The sequence below is a fragment of the Rhodococcus sp. IEGM 1406 genome (assembly GCF_030056745.1).
GTDB classification, from domain to species: domain Bacteria; phylum Actinomycetota; class Actinomycetes; order Mycobacteriales; family Mycobacteriaceae; genus Rhodococcus_F; species Rhodococcus_F erythropolis.
This window is the reverse complement of record NZ_JASHKO010000004.1, coordinates 49735-64604: the sequence shown is the minus strand read 5'-3', so window position 1 is coordinate 64604 and position 14870 is coordinate 49735. Positions and strand designations below refer to the sequence as shown.

Genomic DNA, 14870 nt, shown 5'->3' with positions numbered 1-14870 from the left:
AATGACCATGCAAATCCCAGGCTCCGAGGTGTTCTCGAGCCGACCGATCGCCCCGGACGAACTCGCGCGCACGCTTCCTCCGAAGCTGGAAGTTCACACCGTCACCCAAGAGCAGATCGATAGTCTGGACCCGTTGACCTACGAGGTGATCAGGCACCGGCTGTGGTCGGTCACCGACGAAATGGGCGAAGCGCTCAAACGCATGTCCGGGTCGCCGATCGTCACCGACGCCAACGACTTCGACTTTGCGATCAGCGACGAAATCGGCCAAGAAGTTCAGGTCGGCCTGTACAACACCATGCTCGTCGGTGCCGTCGATCTGGCCATCTATTGGACCCTGAAGCACCGCTCGACAAACCCAGGCATCACAGAGGGCGACATGTTCTTGTGCAACGACCCCTGGGTCGGCGGCGGACTGCACCAGAGCGACGTGATGGTCTACCAACCGATCTTCCATGACGGCAAGCTGTTTGCCTGGACCAGCGCCATCTGTCACGAACCCGATCTCGGCGGGTCCGGCCTCGGGTCGTTCGACCCCTCAGCCAAGGATGTCTTCTCTGAATCGCTTCCAACACCACCGATCAAGGTCGTCCGCGACTACGAACTGCAACGCGACGTCTCCGACGCCTGGGTGCGGCGCTCCCGGGTGCCGATGCTCGTCGGACTGGACCTGCGGGCGAAAATCGGCGCCAACACCGTTGGTCGGAACCGTCTGCTCTCAGTGATCGAGCAGTACGGCGCTGACACCGTCAAGGCCGTGATGAAGCGGATGATGGCCGACGCCGAGGGCCGCTTGCGCGGAAAGCTCACCTCGCTACCCGACGGAACCTGGAAGGCCACGGGCTACCAGGATCAGTCCCAGATCGGCGACCGCGGAATCCACAAGATCACTGTGGCCATGACCAAGACAGCCGACCATCTCACCTTCGATTTCACCGGCACAGACCCGCAGACCGGTGTCATCAACTGCACCTACGCCGGCATGCGCGGCGGAGTCATGCTCGCTCTGCTGCCTATCCTCGCCGGCGATATCCCCTGGTCCGCGGGCGGACTGATGCGCTGCTTCGACCTGATCGCCGAAGAAGGCACGATCAACAACGCCACCTTCCCTGCCGCCGTCAGCCGTGGACCGATCGGGCCGGCCTGGCTCACAGGAACCCTGATCGCCGAATGTTTGTCCCAGATGCTCGATCGTTCCGTCGACCTCGGGAAGAGTGTGCAGGCGGCCTGCTGCGGAACCTGGGACACCGCTGTGATCGCCGGCCTCGACGAGCGCCCCGAACAATCGGTCCCGTTCCTCAACATCATGATGGAACCTATGGCTGGCGGATACGGAGCTCGGCCTACCGCCGACGGCATGGACACCGGTGGGCTGTTCTGCATCCCGATGGGTCGCATCCCCGACACCGAGATGACCGAATTCCTCTACCCACTGCTCACGTTGTGGCGCCGCGAGGAACCGGACTCCGGTGGACCAGGACGTCACCGCGGCGGCGTCAGCGCCTCCATCGCCATCACCCCATACGGCACCAGCCTGCCGATGGGCCTGGTGCTTGCCTCTGCGGGCAAGGCCGTCGCCCAGAACAACGGCCTCGCAGGCGGCTACCCAGGCAACACCGGCGTCGAGGTACTCGCCCGCAATACCGACATCGTCGAGCAGTTTGCAGCCGGCAGCATTCCCGGCATCTTGGACGATCTCGGAGGAGGCCGCGAACTCGGGGCCTGCTATGCGGAGAGTTATCTCGCTCCCGGTGAGGTGCTGTACATGCACTGGCAGGGCGGCGGCGGCTACGGTGACCCGCTCCTACGTGACCCGGCGGCTGTGGCAGCGGACTACCGCGAGGGCAAAGTCACGGCATCCGGAGCCGAAACCGTGTACGGCGTCGTCCTCGTCGACGGTGAACTCGACGCGGAACAGACCTCGCTCCGGCGCGAGGAGATGCGCACTGAGCGGCGTGAGCGCTCCGGTGGCACGCCCGCCGATGCCCCTACACTCGAGTTGGCTGGAGCTCGTCGACTCGACGACAACCTCGTCGAGGTCACGATCGGAGACACCCGCGCGATCGGCTGCGCCCAGTGCGGACGTCTACTCGGCGACGACAAGAACAACACCACCCTTGAACTCGCCCGATTCGAGGGCCCGTCGTCGACCGCCGGCCCACAGGTCACCTCCGACCCCACTGAGTATGTCGATGCCCCGGTGGTTTTCCGGCAGCTGTGCTGCCCCGGCTGCTGGACCGCCATCTACTCCGGAATCGTTCCCGCCGATCATCCCGATCATTCGCTCGACCTGGCGCGTCTTCTGCCTGCGGTGGCGGATCGGTGATGTTCCGGACCATCATGAACACGATTTATAGAGGAGAAGAACGGTGACATTCTCGGATTGGGGCGGACGCCTCGTTCCGTTCCCGGAGGAACGTGCACGTCGCTACCGCGACAGCGGCGCATGGAGTTCCGATCCCACGGGGCGGCGACTGCATCAGATTGCTACCCGCTTCCCGGACCGACCGGCCGTGATCGCCGCCGAAGGGCAGATGAGTTTCGCTGAACTGGACCGCCGTACGGACCAGATCGCCGCCGCGCTGATACGACTCGGCCTTCGCCGACTCGATCCGGTCATCTTCCAACTCACCAACCGCCTGGAGACGGTCCTCGCGTGGTATGGCTGCATCAAGGCGGGGCTGGTACCGGTGGCAACGCTGGCGGCGCACCGCATGCACGAGATCGGGCACGTCAGTCGCAAGGTCGGCGCTGTGGCGCACCTCGTCGAGGCTGGTCTGCCCTCCTTCGATCTCGTCGAGTTCGCCCGCGAACACGCTGCCGGACATCCCACGATGCGGCACATCATCAGCGTCGGCGATGTTGCGAGCAACGATCGGGACGAGGTGACTCGACTCGAAGATCTCGGCCTCGACATCGATCCGCACACGGCGCATGCAGTCGTCGAGCAGATCGCAATACAGACCGATCCGAGTGACGTGGCTGCGTTCCAGCTCTCCGGTGGAACCACTGGAGTTCCCAAGGTCATCCCACGAATTCACGCCGAATACTGGAACAACGCGTTGCTGTACGCAGACAGCCTCGGATGGGACGAGAACAGTCGGGTCGCACATTTGATCCCGATCATCCACAATGCCGGCATCTCGTGCGGGTTGCACGCGGCGCACTCGGTCGGAGCGTGCTTGATTCTCGCGACGGCCGATGCTTCGGTTGCGTTCGATCTGATGACACGGTCCGGCGCTACCGAGGTACTGATCGGGCACGGTCACTACCAAGCCGTCATGACACCGGAGTTCGATCTAGCAGCGGTGTCTCTGAAGCGGATCATCCTTTCGGGGGCCAAGGTTCCGCATGAGCTCTTCGAGCGCGTCGACGACGGCGCTGAGCGGTGGGCAGGCCAGCTGTTCGGCATGGCCGAGGGCTTGTTCACAGTTACCCCTCTCGATGCGCCCGCACAAGCTCGACTGACGACGGTGGGTTCGCCGATCTCCTCCGATGACGAGGTACGCATCCTCGAACCGGGATCCGAGACAGAACTCAGGGATGGGGAGGTCGGAGAATTGTGCTGCCGAGGCCCCTACACGATTCCCGGATACTTCGACGCTCCGGATCACAACCGGGATGCCTTCACCTCCGACGGTTTCTACCGAACCGGAGATCTCGGCACGATCACCGAGATCGAGGGCGCGCGTTACCTGTCCATCGAGGGCCGGATCAAAGATCTGATCAACAGGGGTGGGGAGAAGATCAACGCCGAAGAACTCGAGCTGCTCCTGTTGGAACATCCTGGCATCGCCAACGTCGCTGTCGTCGCCATGCCGGACCCCCGACTCGGCGAAAGAACGTGTGCGTACGTTGTCGCGACACGCGGTGATGTGTTGGCGCTCAAAGATGTCCAGGAACACTTGGCCCAGCTGGGGGTCGCTAAATTCAAGTGGCCCGAAAGGCTCGAGTGGGTGTCGTCCTTCCCTCAGACGAATGTGGGCAAGATCGACAAGAAGCGTTTGAGGGCCGAGATTGCGGCGAAATTGGTCGATGAATCGGATTCCCGGCCGATCGGGGTTTAGCAAGACACCGGAAGAATCACGGCTGTGAGACGTCGTTGGCGTCTCACAGCCTCTTTCCGGAATCTCGACCTTCGCTCGACTATCTACTGGTTCAAAGTTGTTTTTCTGCAATGTCATTGGCCGGACTGGAGCAATGCACTCAGGTTGTTGTGGACGGAATCGGTGCCGGTGTCGTACTCATCATGTCCTCACCTGGCCGGAGTGGTGAGTCCAGTGCGAAGAACCTGAATTTCTTGACTTTTGACGTCTATGTTGAATAATCTACGTACAGGTCAATTTGTGTTCCGCGTTGATGTTTCGCGGACGGCCTGAGGCTAAAAGTTGCCGGTTTGACCATCTGACGTTGGCGACGAATAATCAACGAGTGCGTCACAAAGAGTGGAGTTGGATATGAATCTGGAACGAGTGGCAGTACTAGGTGGCGGACCAGGTGGCCTCTACGCCGCGAGGCTGGTCAAACGCAGTCATCCAGACGCCGATGTGACTGTCTACGAGCAGAGCCGCCCGGATCAGACGTTCGGGTTCGGCGTCGGCTTGGCGTCGCGCACTCAACGGAACTTGCGTGAGGCCGACCCTGCATCGCTCGAAGCCATTGTCGGGGCCGCGCACCCTCACGAGATGTCAATGCAGGTCGGCGACAAAATGGCTACGCTGGCGCACGGTGAACTCCTTGCCGTCGCGCGCACCACCCTGCTCGCGGTACTTCAGCAACAAGCGCAAAATGCCGGTGTGCGAATGCATTTCGGCGAACGGCGCGAAGCCGCAGAACTCGATGTGGACCTCGTCATCGCAGCAGACGGAATCAACAGCGCAACACGCACACAGATGGCCGATACCTTCGGCCCTCGCGTAAGTACCGGGGCCGGTCTCTACTTGTGGTGTGGAACCGAGTTTGCACTCCCTCGAGCAATCTTCGTTCCGGTCACCACTGAACACGGCACCTTCGTCGCTCACGCTTACCCGTACGCCGGGGACCGCAGCACTTTCCTCGTCGAAACCGACGAGGAAACATGGCGGCGAGCCGGATTCGATGTCTCCACCGACCGGACAGCTCCCGCTGACAGTGACGGCTTCGCCCTGGAATACTTGCAGCGTGCGTTCGCGGACACCCTCCAAGGCCACCGCCTGATCGGGAACAGAACCCGGTGGACACGTTTTCGTACCATTTCGTGCGAGCGCTGGCACAGCGGCAAGACTGTCCTGCTTGGCGACGCGGCCCATACAGCCCACTACTCCATCGGATCAGGCACCAAACTTGCCATGGAGGACGCCATCGCCCTCGACCATGCACTCATCGCCGCACAGACTGTCGAGGACGCCCTCGTGGCGTACGAAAAGGTGCGGCGGCCCGCTGTCGAATATCTCCAGGAGATCGCGCGGCGCAGCGAACTCTGGTGGGAGTCGTTCCCGGAGCGGATGAACCTGCCACTCGAGCAGCTGATGATCGCCTACATGACCCGCGCCGGGAAAGTCAGCGTCGGCCGCTTTCACGACTCCGCCCCCACACTGGTTCAAAAGGGGCTTGCGAGCTACGGCAACGTACCTGTCGGCGCGGTACCCCCGACGGATATCGAGGACTGGATCCTTGCGCAATCCCTCGATCATGACCAAGACCGGTTCGAGGACCGTGTCGCGACTTCGGAGCTGCGTGACGCTGGCTCCACCGCAGTGATCAACATTGATTTCGACTCCGCGTGGGGCGTCGAAGCCGCTGACATCGTGGAAACCGCACCCATTGCCCGGGCGCTCTGGTTGACAGGACCGCCGTCGCGGGCTGCCGTCCTCACCCGACTCGATCTTGCCGAACGGCTTCGCGGTCGTACGGGGTCCCTGCTCGTAGTCGAAGCACCGTCGTCATGCCGCGAGGACATTGCCGCCGGCCTGGCCAGTGCGCGCATCGACCTCGCCTTCTTCGATGAACCCGAATCGATTCCTGCTGATCCGGAGCTCTCCTCGTTCGGGGCCTCGGCGTGAGCGCAAACATCCTCCTCGGCCGGGCTATTCTTCGGGCATGACAAGCGAGGAAGCCGCGGCCAGGCGCCGTTCCCGGGGACGGGGCAAGTTGACCACGACAGATCAGGATGCCATCGAGGGCGCGGCAACCCGCAGCAACCCGCGTCGGGAACTCGTGGAGAAGCAAATAATGGAGCAGGCCACCCGCCTGTTCGCTGAGAAAGGCTTTGCGAGTACGACACTGCAGGACATTGCGGACGCGACCGGCCTGACCCGGCCGGCGCTCTATCATTACGTGGCCAACAAGGACGAACTCCTCTCCCGCCTCGTGAGTGAAAGCACAGAGACACCCGCGGCTCTTCTGCACGAGATCAATGACCGCCCCGACTTGGGCCCTACCGAAAAACTGCGCCAAATGGCAACAGCCATCGCCCTGCACCAGGCGCAAGGGCCGGACAGATTCCGATTGATCATCCGATCGGAAGCTGAACTCCCCGAGGACATCGCAACCACGTACCACCACAGCCGCCGACATGTGCTCAAGGAATTCATCCGCGTCATCGAGGAAGGAATTCGCGCCGGCGAGATGCGCCCCGTCGACCCCCGTACTGCGGCGCTCGGCGTTATCGGCATGATCAACTGGATCGCCTGGTGGCACCAACCAGGCGACCTCGAGAACGACCGTGCTGTCGCAAACCAACTCGCCGACATGGCATTACATTCGCTCATCCAGGAGAATCCGCATACCGAAACTTCCGAAGGTCCCGCCAGGGCGATTGCCTTGCTTCGCCAGGACCTCAACTATCTGGAGCGGTTACTCGACGAATCTACGGAGTTGGGCTGAGCACTCTGGATTTGTCCTGGCTCGGCCTCTGGGTGAGAGCGGGAAGTGCGAATACCGCTCGACATCGCCAAGGATGACGTTTCATTCTCACTTCGCAAGTGTTCGACGAAACCGGTGAACCCGCCGGGATCGACGCGGTGACGTCACCCTGCGGTGTGTTCCGGAGTGCAGACATGCTTGTGGATCTCCCGCGAGAGTTCCGCGACGGTCTCGGTCAGTGCCGTGTTCGCCTCGATCAACTGTCGGAGTTGATTGGTGTTGTCGAGAGTGTGAACCGCGACTTCACTGCTGATGGCATCCGCCCGTTTCGCCGAGATCAACAGAATTGCTCCCTGCATGCCGGCAAGCATCGACAAAAATAGGTTCAGCAGAATGAACGGGTAGGGATCGAAACCGGTATTGCCGTTGAACCCTGCCCAGATTCCCATGATCGCGACGAACACGAAGACGAACGGCCACGACCCCATACCGTTGCGGACCACATCGGCCGCACGTTCTCCGCGGGTCAGCTCCGAACCCGTGCGGACTGCGGGATGCAGATGCCACCGATTCTTGTTTCCGAGTCTCATGGTTCTGCGTCTCATGGTTCACCGTCTCATGGTTCACCATTGTGCGCTTGCCGCTGGTCGTATTCAGTTCAGGTCGACTATCCTCGGTATTCTTTCGGCTACGAGCGCTGTCGCCCCGCAGAGTACCCACCGTCGACGACAAATTCTGTGCCGGTGGAGTACGTCGCTTCGCTGACGATGAAGCGCACTGTCGATGCTATCTCGTTCGGACTTCCGAGACGCGGGATAGGCTGATCGGAAACGAAGGGCAAACCGCCGAAATCATTTGTCGCTGAGCCTTGTATCGGTCCGGGATGAACGGAACAAACTCGCACGTTGTTACCGCACAGGTCGAGGGCCGCCGCCTTGGTAAGTCCTCTAAGGCCCCATTCGCTGGCAACGTAAGCACCCATTCCCTGGTATCCGGTCAGGCCCGCTGCGGAGGAGATGTTCACGATTGCACCTCCGCCCGCGGTTGTCAGGGACTTTGCAGCACAGTGTATTCCGAGCCATGCTCCGTACAGGTTGGTATTCAGAACATGTTTGAACTGCGTGGGGCGTTGTAGTTGCACGCTTCCCGGCTCGATGATTCCGGCATTGTTGACGAGGACGGACAGATGTCCGTAAGTTGACTCGGCTGTGTCGATGGCGGATTCCCAACTCTCCGGTTGTGTCACGTCGAGACGCTGGAACGCCACGCGGTCACCGAGTTTCGATGCTGTAGCGTTTCCTTCTCCTTCGAGGAGGTCGCCGATGAGGACTCCGAACCCTTCTTCGGACAGGGCTTTGGCGATGGCCGCACCAACCTGGCCCGCTCCTCCGGAAATGAGAGCACTTCTTCCGTCGTGGTCGGTCATGCGTAGCCCCTCAGTTGAAGTTGTCGGCCTTGCTGTCGAGATAGCTGATGATGCGTTGCCGCGCCAGTCGTTCGCTGAGTTCAGGTCGGGCTTGCGGTGTTGTCCAGGACAGATCGTCGAGGCAGCCCATCATGACGATGTTGATGCATTCCGCCGAGATGAGTCCCTTGAACTCCGCGTCGAGTCGATTGACCGTGGCGGAGTATTGGTTGCGGTCCGACGGCGAGTTCGGTGGCGATTGGGGTTCGAGGTGCGTTGTCACTTGTTCTGGTCCTTCTGGCGGGTGGGGGACGAAACGATCAGCAACGGGCAGGACACTGTGTGCATGAGACGGCGACTCGTGGAGCCGAGTAACATCGATGAGAATCCGCCCCGTCCTCGCCGACCCACGAGGACGAGTTGCGCTGATTTCGATTCGATTTCCAATTGCCTTGCAGGATTGTCACGTACGACGACACATCGAACGGCGACGTCGGGGTACTCCTCCCGCCACCCCGCAAGCCTTTCCGCCAAGACCGCATGCTCGGCGGTTGAGATCGTGTCCCAGTCCAGCGATACACCGTCAGGGTCGGAGCGAAACACGGTTGTAAGGTCGGAGTCGCTCCAGGCATGGACTGCAGTGAGCTCCACTCCGTGGAGTGAAGCGGTCTCGAACGCTTCGGCAATCGCGGGTTCGCTGTTCTCTGTCCCGTCGATACCCACCACTATCGGGCCGCTCATCTGCGGCTGTTTCGACTTCGGGACGTTTCGGATGACTGCTACAGGCACGTTCGAATGGAGAACCACTGCCGCGCTGACGGAGCCGAGTATCGCGTCGGCGAATTGATTGAGCCCGTGTGATCCGACGACAAGCATCGCTGCCGTGCGGGATTCGTCAAGGAGTGCTTCTACACCGTTTCCGAATCTCAGCTTGTCGACGATCTGTAATTCTCTGTCTCCCAGCGTCGCTGCGGACAGCAGCGCCTCGGAACGAGCTGTGGAGAGTCGTTCGCGACCAACAGTTCGTTGGTCTGGAAACCGTGGTGCACCGAGTTTGACAGCACCGCCGAAAGTGTCTGCTTCGACAGGCATCACGGACAGTAAGTGGAGCGGTCGAGTGCGAAGTACGGCTTCTCGGGCCGCCCATCGAACTGCGGAAAGCGCCGGTGCCGACCCGTCGACACCCACCACGATTGGTGCTCCGCGGTTCATGATGTCTCCTCTGATTCGAAATGCCGTGTGGTGCGAGCTGCCTCGAGGATCGACTCAGCCCAGGAGCGAACCGAAGCCCAATCCCGGAAGTCGCCTTCAGGCGCGTGAACGACTCGTACGGCTACTCGTTCACCGAACCCCAATCCTTCGCGGTCGAGTTTGCCTGCGAAGGATTTGTGTTCGACTGCACCGGTTTTCTCCATCAAGGTGGCAATGTCGGACGGAACACCGGTCGTGGATTCGCCCGAACCGATCGGTCCCGAGGAGAACAGCCAAACCTGGCGAAGCCGCAATGCATCCGAGAAGCGTTTGGTGAATTCCTCTGCGTCCTTCATCCAGTGCCCCATATAGATCGCGCTCCCGAGAACTATCGTGTCGTACTCGGTGAGTTCGAGAACGTCGTCGGGGTGACGGCGGTCTGCATCCATTCCGCTCTCTCGCAGGGATTTTGCGAGAAAATCTGCGATTTCGCTTGTCGAACCGTGGCGGCTTGCGGCCGTGACCAGTGTTTTCATCCAGTGCTCCGCTCGGGAATCAACGCGGTGATTGCTCACATGCACTCGCCGTGCTCGGGTGATCGTGATTCGAATTGTGCCGGGGTCAGGACTTCCTGGTCAGGGCCGCGAGGTGCACGAAAAAGGGTCTTTCGGCCTTCTGATCCGTGTGCCGCCGACACCTGTGGTGGTGGTTGTTGTGCGCTAGCGTCGACGGCAGAGAGCGACTCGACTCGACCGGTACGACTGCTCAGGAGGCCCGGCAATGAATCAACCGAAAATTGCGCGTTTGGTGAGCGAGACAGGGGATACGGTGACGGTCTCAGGGGGAGAGGGCGCAGTCAGGTCCTTCCCGGTCGGGGTATGGATGCTGACAGATGGTCAGCGGGTAGTGATCGTGGGTGAAGGTGGACCACTGTCGACGGCGACAGTCGACGGCAGCGCCCTGGTCGCTGCGGTTCATGCGCGATGGCCTGGCGCTGTCGTCCTCGAGAGGATGCCTGTCACGGGCAGCGCTGCTGACCCGAGAGCGTATTCGGCCAGGTATGTCGAGGTTCGCGATGACGGCTCCCACGGCGAGCCTGCGTATGCGGATCTGTCCGACGCCGGATTCGCCCTGGGGTCGATCGACGCCTCGTGACAGCCCTAGCTGTTCGGACTCCCTAGCTGTTCGGACTCCCTGGCTGTTCGGACTCCACGGTGACCGACGAGCCTGCAGCAAAGGTGTAGCTGGTGTCGTCGATCGAAAGTGCGATCGGTGGGACATCTTTCGTCTCCGATGTCACAGTCACAGCCGAATGGGTGCACTGGATTCGAAGACGGTGGCCACGGTAATAGATCGTGAAGGCAAGTTCACGCAACTCGACGGGTAATTGCGGATGCAGCCACAGAATATCGTCCCGAAAATCGAGCCCTGTGTAGCAGCGTTCGAGAATATCGATCGCGCCCGCCATCGCTCCGAGATGGATTCCTTCCCTGGTACTTCCGCTCCGAGCGTCGGACAGATCCGCGGCCAGTGCATCGCGGAGCATGGCCCACGACTGTGATCGGTTGCCTCGCACAAGGACCCAGGTGTGGGAAATTCGGCTCAGTGTCGAACCGTGCGTCGTACGCTCGAGGTAGTAATCGATCATCTCCGGGATCACGGAGGGATCGAACTCGTACCCCAATCGCGTGATCAACTCAGTCAGTTCCTCAGCGGTGAATACGTAGAGCAACATGAGGATGTCTGCCTGTTTCGAGGCCTTGTAGTGGATCGGTGAGTCTCCCTCTGCCTCGAGTATGAGATCCAGGCGGCCGATGTCCCCGTATCGTGACCGGTAGTCGGCCCAATCCAGCTCGGTCAACGCGCCGAAACCCTCGAATTGACTGATCAGGCCGTTGTCGAGGAAAGTCAGGCGCAGTCGCCTGCTCAGTCGGTCCCACGACACCAACTCCTCGTCGGTCACATCGAGGCGCCCAGGGAAGTATCGGTTGTCATTCCGGAGTACCCGAACCGCCTCGACCGCACGTATGAGCGACCATTCCGTCATGACGTTCACGTATGCGTTGTTGTCGATCCCGGTGCCGGGGCGGTCGGGATAGCCGTCATGGAATTCATCTGGGCCCATGACACCGCGGATATCGTATCTGTCGCTGCTCGCGTCGTATTCGGACTTTGCCATCCAAAATCGCGCATTCTCGATGAGTAGATCGACCCCGTGATTACCGAGAAATTCCAGATCGGTTGTCGTTTGCCAATATCGCCAGACATTGTGGGCGATTGCGAGGTTGACGTGGTACTGGCGACGAGAGTGATCGGGTATCCAGCGGGCAGACCTCGGGTTGAAGAGGAAGGGCGGTGTTTCTTCTCGACCGTCGCTGCCGCTTTGCCAAGGAAAGAGAGCGCCGTGCAGGTTCAACCCTCGGGTGTTTCGGCGCGCCCGGGCCAACCGCCGGCACCGATAGAGCAGCAACGACGATGTCAACTCCGGAAGCCGACGCGTCAGGATTGGCACAACGAACAATTCATCCCAGAAGACGTGACCGCGGTATGCCTCGCCATGGAGTCCTCGAGCGGGAACTCCGACGTCGAGATCTGTCGTGTGGGTCGACAGTGTCTGAAGTACGTGAAGGAGTAATACATTCGTCGCCAGAGCGGTGGAGTCTTCCGTAGCGAGTGTTATGCCGAATTGGTTCCAGAGCCAGTCCCAAGCGGCGCAGTGGCGTCGAAACAGTGCGCCGTGATTCTCTGCTTCCTGGACTCGTTGCCACGCGGCGGACTTTGGATCGAGTGTTGACTTATCGCGGGAGGTGAAGAGCGCCGACGTCTTCTCGACGGTGACGGGTTTGGCGACCGTGATTCGGCAGCGGATGACCTGCACGATTCCAGTGTGGTCTGTGTTCACGCGGCGGTTGTGTTGCGTGGTTGATCCGTCGACGTCGGTCAGGCGGAGACGCTCGGCTTGGGTGATGCGGATGTGGGAGCTAGTGGTTTGGACCGTTGCGGAAATGCATTGGTCGCCGACGGTATCCAAAGCGAGGACTTCGAGATGTTTTTTGGCCAGTTTCGAATAGTCCGGAACATTGTTGTTGACGACGTCGGTGGTGATCCCGGATGCGATGTCGATCGATCCATCCCAGTTTTCGGCTGCGACGGTCATGGTGATCGCGGCTACGTGTGGATCGTCCATCGATACGATCCGGCATTGTCGAATTCGAGTGACGCGACCGCGCGTATCGCGGAATACACTTTCTCTGGAACAGATTCCATGCTCGAGATCAACTGCTTCGTGGTGGTGCGTGACAAGCGCTGATGGGGATTGGAGCAGTTCTCCGTCAGGACCTGTGACGGTAAATGTCGTCCAGTCCGGCAGATTGACCACGCTTTCGTCCTCGCGTACGTGTCCGTCCACATCCGAGGTGAGTCGGTTGTAACACCCCGCGACATAGGTGCCGGGATAGTGGAGGCCGTCATCGTGGGACTCAGACAACGCGCCTCGCGTGGCAAAGTAGCCATTTCCCACGGTCGACATGGTCTCGCGAAGGCCAGTGGCGCTCGGATCTATCCCGCGATATTCGAGTGTGGAGTTGGGCTCATTTCCTGATATACAGAGTCGGCATCCAGGGTCGTGGTTATCGCCTTCGCGTGTTGTGGCCGTGACGAAGTGGAAGTTGACCTCGCCGATGGCGGTGACGGCGAGGTCGGCGCCGTTCTCGGTGAGAGATTCGAGATTTTCGCTTGGGCCAAGACCGATTCGCAGACCGAATCCACCGGATCGGGCGGCGCGGATTCCAGCGATCGAGTCTTCGACGACGACGCATTCGGCTGGCGGGATCGACAGTCTTCGTGCGGTTTCCAGATAGGTGTCTGGATCCGGTTTGCCGTCCAACCCGAGTAGTGCAATGTCGGCGCCGTCGAGTCGGATATCGAAATAGTCAGATACACAGGCATTCTCGAGTACTCGTCGCGCGTTTTTACTTGCCGACACCACAGCAGTGAGTACGCCGGCGGCGCGTAGTTGCTGAATCCACCTCACGGTCGGGACGATCACCCCGACTCCTTCTCGTTCGAGTTCCGCGAGGAAGAATCGGTTTTTGCGCTCGAGGAGATTATTGACGGTAGTGGCGTCGGGAGGATCGTCGGGATGCCCCAGGGGGAGTTCGATTTTCCGCGATTCGAGGTATGACCGGAGGCCTTTCTGTCTTTCTTTGCCGTCGATGAATTCTCGATAGTCCTCGTCGTCGAGTTCCACATCGCCGACGTCGCCGTGCGCGCTCAATTCGTGAAACAGGCGCCCCCAGGCGGCTCGATGGGTATGTCGGGTGTCGGTCACGACACCGTCCATGTCGAACAAGACAGCGCGAAAGACGCGTCTACGAATGACCACCGACGCGTGTTCGGAGGTCGCCGCGCGCCAGATAGTCATGGCACCAGCACTGCTGCGCCAGTGACTCGATCTGCCGCCAAGTCTTCCAGTGCCCGATTCGCTCCGCTGAGTGGATAGGGCATGGTGCTGACGCGGAGGTGATGATTGTCTGCGAATTCGAGAAACTCCTGTGCATCTCGCCTGGTATTCGAAGTCACCGAGCGAACCTCGCGTTCGTAGAACAGGTGCTTCTGGTAGTTCAGTACAGGCACATCCGTGAGGTGTATTCCGGCGATCGACAGGACGCCGGCTCGGTCCAGTGCTTCGAGGGCAGTGGGAACGAGATCACCGACTGGCGCGAAAAGGATTGCCGAATCGAGCAGTTCCGGTGGATGGTCGTATGCACCTTGCACCGATGCGGCTCCGAGATCGTGGGCCAGTTCGCGCGCGGATCTGCTGCGCGTCATCACATGCACCTGTGCGCCTCGAGCAAGTGCGACCTGCGTCGCAAGGTGTGCACTTGCGCCGAAACCGTAAACTCCCAGCCGCCCACCTTCCGGCAGGTCGGCACGCTCGAGCGCACGGAATCCGATGATTCCCGCACAGAGTAGCGGAGCGAGTTCGTTGTCCGTATACCCAGACGGGAGTTTGAGTGCGAATCCTTCTGATATAGAAGTATATTCGGCAAATCCACCGTTGACATCCCAGCCGGTATAGGTGGAGTTCGGGCACAGGTTCTCAGCGCCGCGTAGGCAGTAGCGACACACACCGCACGTCGAGTGAAGCCACGGAATCCCCACACGGTTACCGGGCTTGAAGGCGTCGACAGCCGTCCCGACCGCCTCGACGAGCCCGACAACTTCGTGACCCGGTACGACATTGCGTCGGTGAACCGGAAGGTCGCCTACGGCGACGTGGAGGTCGGTGCGGCACACTCCGCACGCGAGAACACGAACAAGTAGTTCATTCGCGCCGATTTCCGGGCGGGGGACCAGTCGCCTTACAAGAGGATGCGTCCCGAGCGAACCGGGGGAGTCGACATGCCACGACATCATCCACTCGTCGGAG

At 60.7% G+C, this 14870-nt stretch carries 12 protein-coding genes; 5 read left to right on the top strand and 7 right to left on the bottom strand.

Annotated elements, in window-relative coordinates:
• The first annotated feature begins 1 nt into the window (after position 1).
• The 4 genes from QM596_RS19140 to QM596_RS19125 all read left to right on the top strand — a co-directional run bounded on the left by QM596_RS19140 (position 2) and on the right by QM596_RS19125 (position 6864).
• Complete coding sequence (locus QM596_RS19140) at positions 2-2326, top strand: hydantoinase B/oxoprolinase family protein (protein ID WP_019748743.1); 2325 nt, start codon at positions 2-4, stop codon at positions 2324-2326.
• Between the two features lie 43 nt (positions 2327-2369).
• Positions 2370-4067 (top strand): (2,3-dihydroxybenzoyl)adenylate synthase, encoded by a 1698-nt coding sequence (locus QM596_RS19135; protein WP_019748742.1) that lies wholly within the window; start codon positions 2370-2372, stop codon positions 4065-4067.
• A 390-nt stretch (positions 4068-4457) separates the two neighbouring features.
• Positions 4458-6041: an FAD-dependent monooxygenase gene (locus tag QM596_RS19130; protein ID WP_195791373.1), complete on the top strand. Its 1584-nt coding sequence runs from the start codon at positions 4458-4460 to the stop codon at positions 6039-6041.
• Between the two features lie 37 nt (positions 6042-6078).
• A complete protein-coding gene (locus QM596_RS19125) occupies positions 6079-6864 on the top strand; it encodes a TetR/AcrR family transcriptional regulator (RefSeq protein ID WP_019748739.1) in 786 nt (261 codons plus the stop codon).
• A 143-nt stretch (positions 6865-7007) separates the two neighbouring features.
• Here QM596_RS19125 and QM596_RS19120 read toward each other — a convergent pair whose 3' ends face one another.
• From QM596_RS19120 to QM596_RS19100, 5 genes are all read right to left on the bottom strand, one after another.
• Complete coding sequence (locus QM596_RS19120) at positions 7008-7433, bottom strand: DUF1003 domain-containing protein (RefSeq protein WP_019748738.1); 426 nt, start codon at positions 7431-7433, stop codon at positions 7008-7010.
• 98 nt (positions 7434-7531) lie between these two features.
• Positions 7532-8269 carry an SDR family oxidoreductase gene (locus QM596_RS19115; protein WP_021333639.1) on the bottom strand — a complete coding sequence of 246 codons (738 nt, stop codon included), beginning with the start codon at positions 8267-8269 and terminating at the stop codon, positions 7532-7534.
• A gap of 10 nt (positions 8270-8279) precedes the next feature.
• Positions 8280-8531: a hypothetical protein gene (locus QM596_RS19110; RefSeq protein ID WP_019748736.1), complete on the bottom strand. Its 252-nt coding sequence runs from the start codon at positions 8529-8531 to the stop codon at positions 8280-8282.
• Complete coding sequence (locus tag QM596_RS19105; protein WP_021344470.1) at positions 8528-9460, bottom strand: universal stress protein; 933 nt, start codon at positions 9458-9460, stop codon at positions 8528-8530. The genes QM596_RS19110 and QM596_RS19105 overlap by 4 nt, the downstream gene beginning before the upstream one ends.
• Positions 9457-9975 (bottom strand): flavodoxin domain-containing protein, encoded by a 519-nt coding sequence (locus QM596_RS19100; protein ID WP_029538233.1) that lies wholly within the window; start codon positions 9973-9975, stop codon positions 9457-9459. The genes QM596_RS19105 and QM596_RS19100 overlap by 4 nt, the downstream gene beginning before the upstream one ends.
• 244 nt (positions 9976-10219) lie before the next feature.
• Here QM596_RS19100 and QM596_RS19095 point away from each other — a divergent pair, with 244 nt between their 5' ends.
• On the top strand, positions 10220-10594 hold the full coding sequence (locus QM596_RS19095; protein ID WP_021333637.1) for a hypothetical protein: 375 nt from the start codon (positions 10220-10222) through the stop codon (positions 10592-10594).
• 22 nt (positions 10595-10616) lie between these two features.
• On the opposite strand, the gene QM596_RS19090 is transcribed toward QM596_RS19095, so the two are convergent.
• Positions 10617-13862 (bottom strand): HAD-IA family hydrolase, encoded by a 3246-nt coding sequence (locus tag QM596_RS19090; RefSeq protein WP_283309679.1) that lies wholly within the window; start codon positions 13860-13862, stop codon positions 10617-10619.
• Complete coding sequence (locus QM596_RS19085; protein ID WP_031333463.1) at positions 13859-14857, bottom strand: zinc-binding alcohol dehydrogenase family protein; 999 nt, start codon at positions 14855-14857, stop codon at positions 13859-13861. The genes QM596_RS19090 and QM596_RS19085 overlap by 4 nt, the downstream gene beginning before the upstream one ends.
• Positions 14858-14870: the final 13 nt, after the last annotated feature.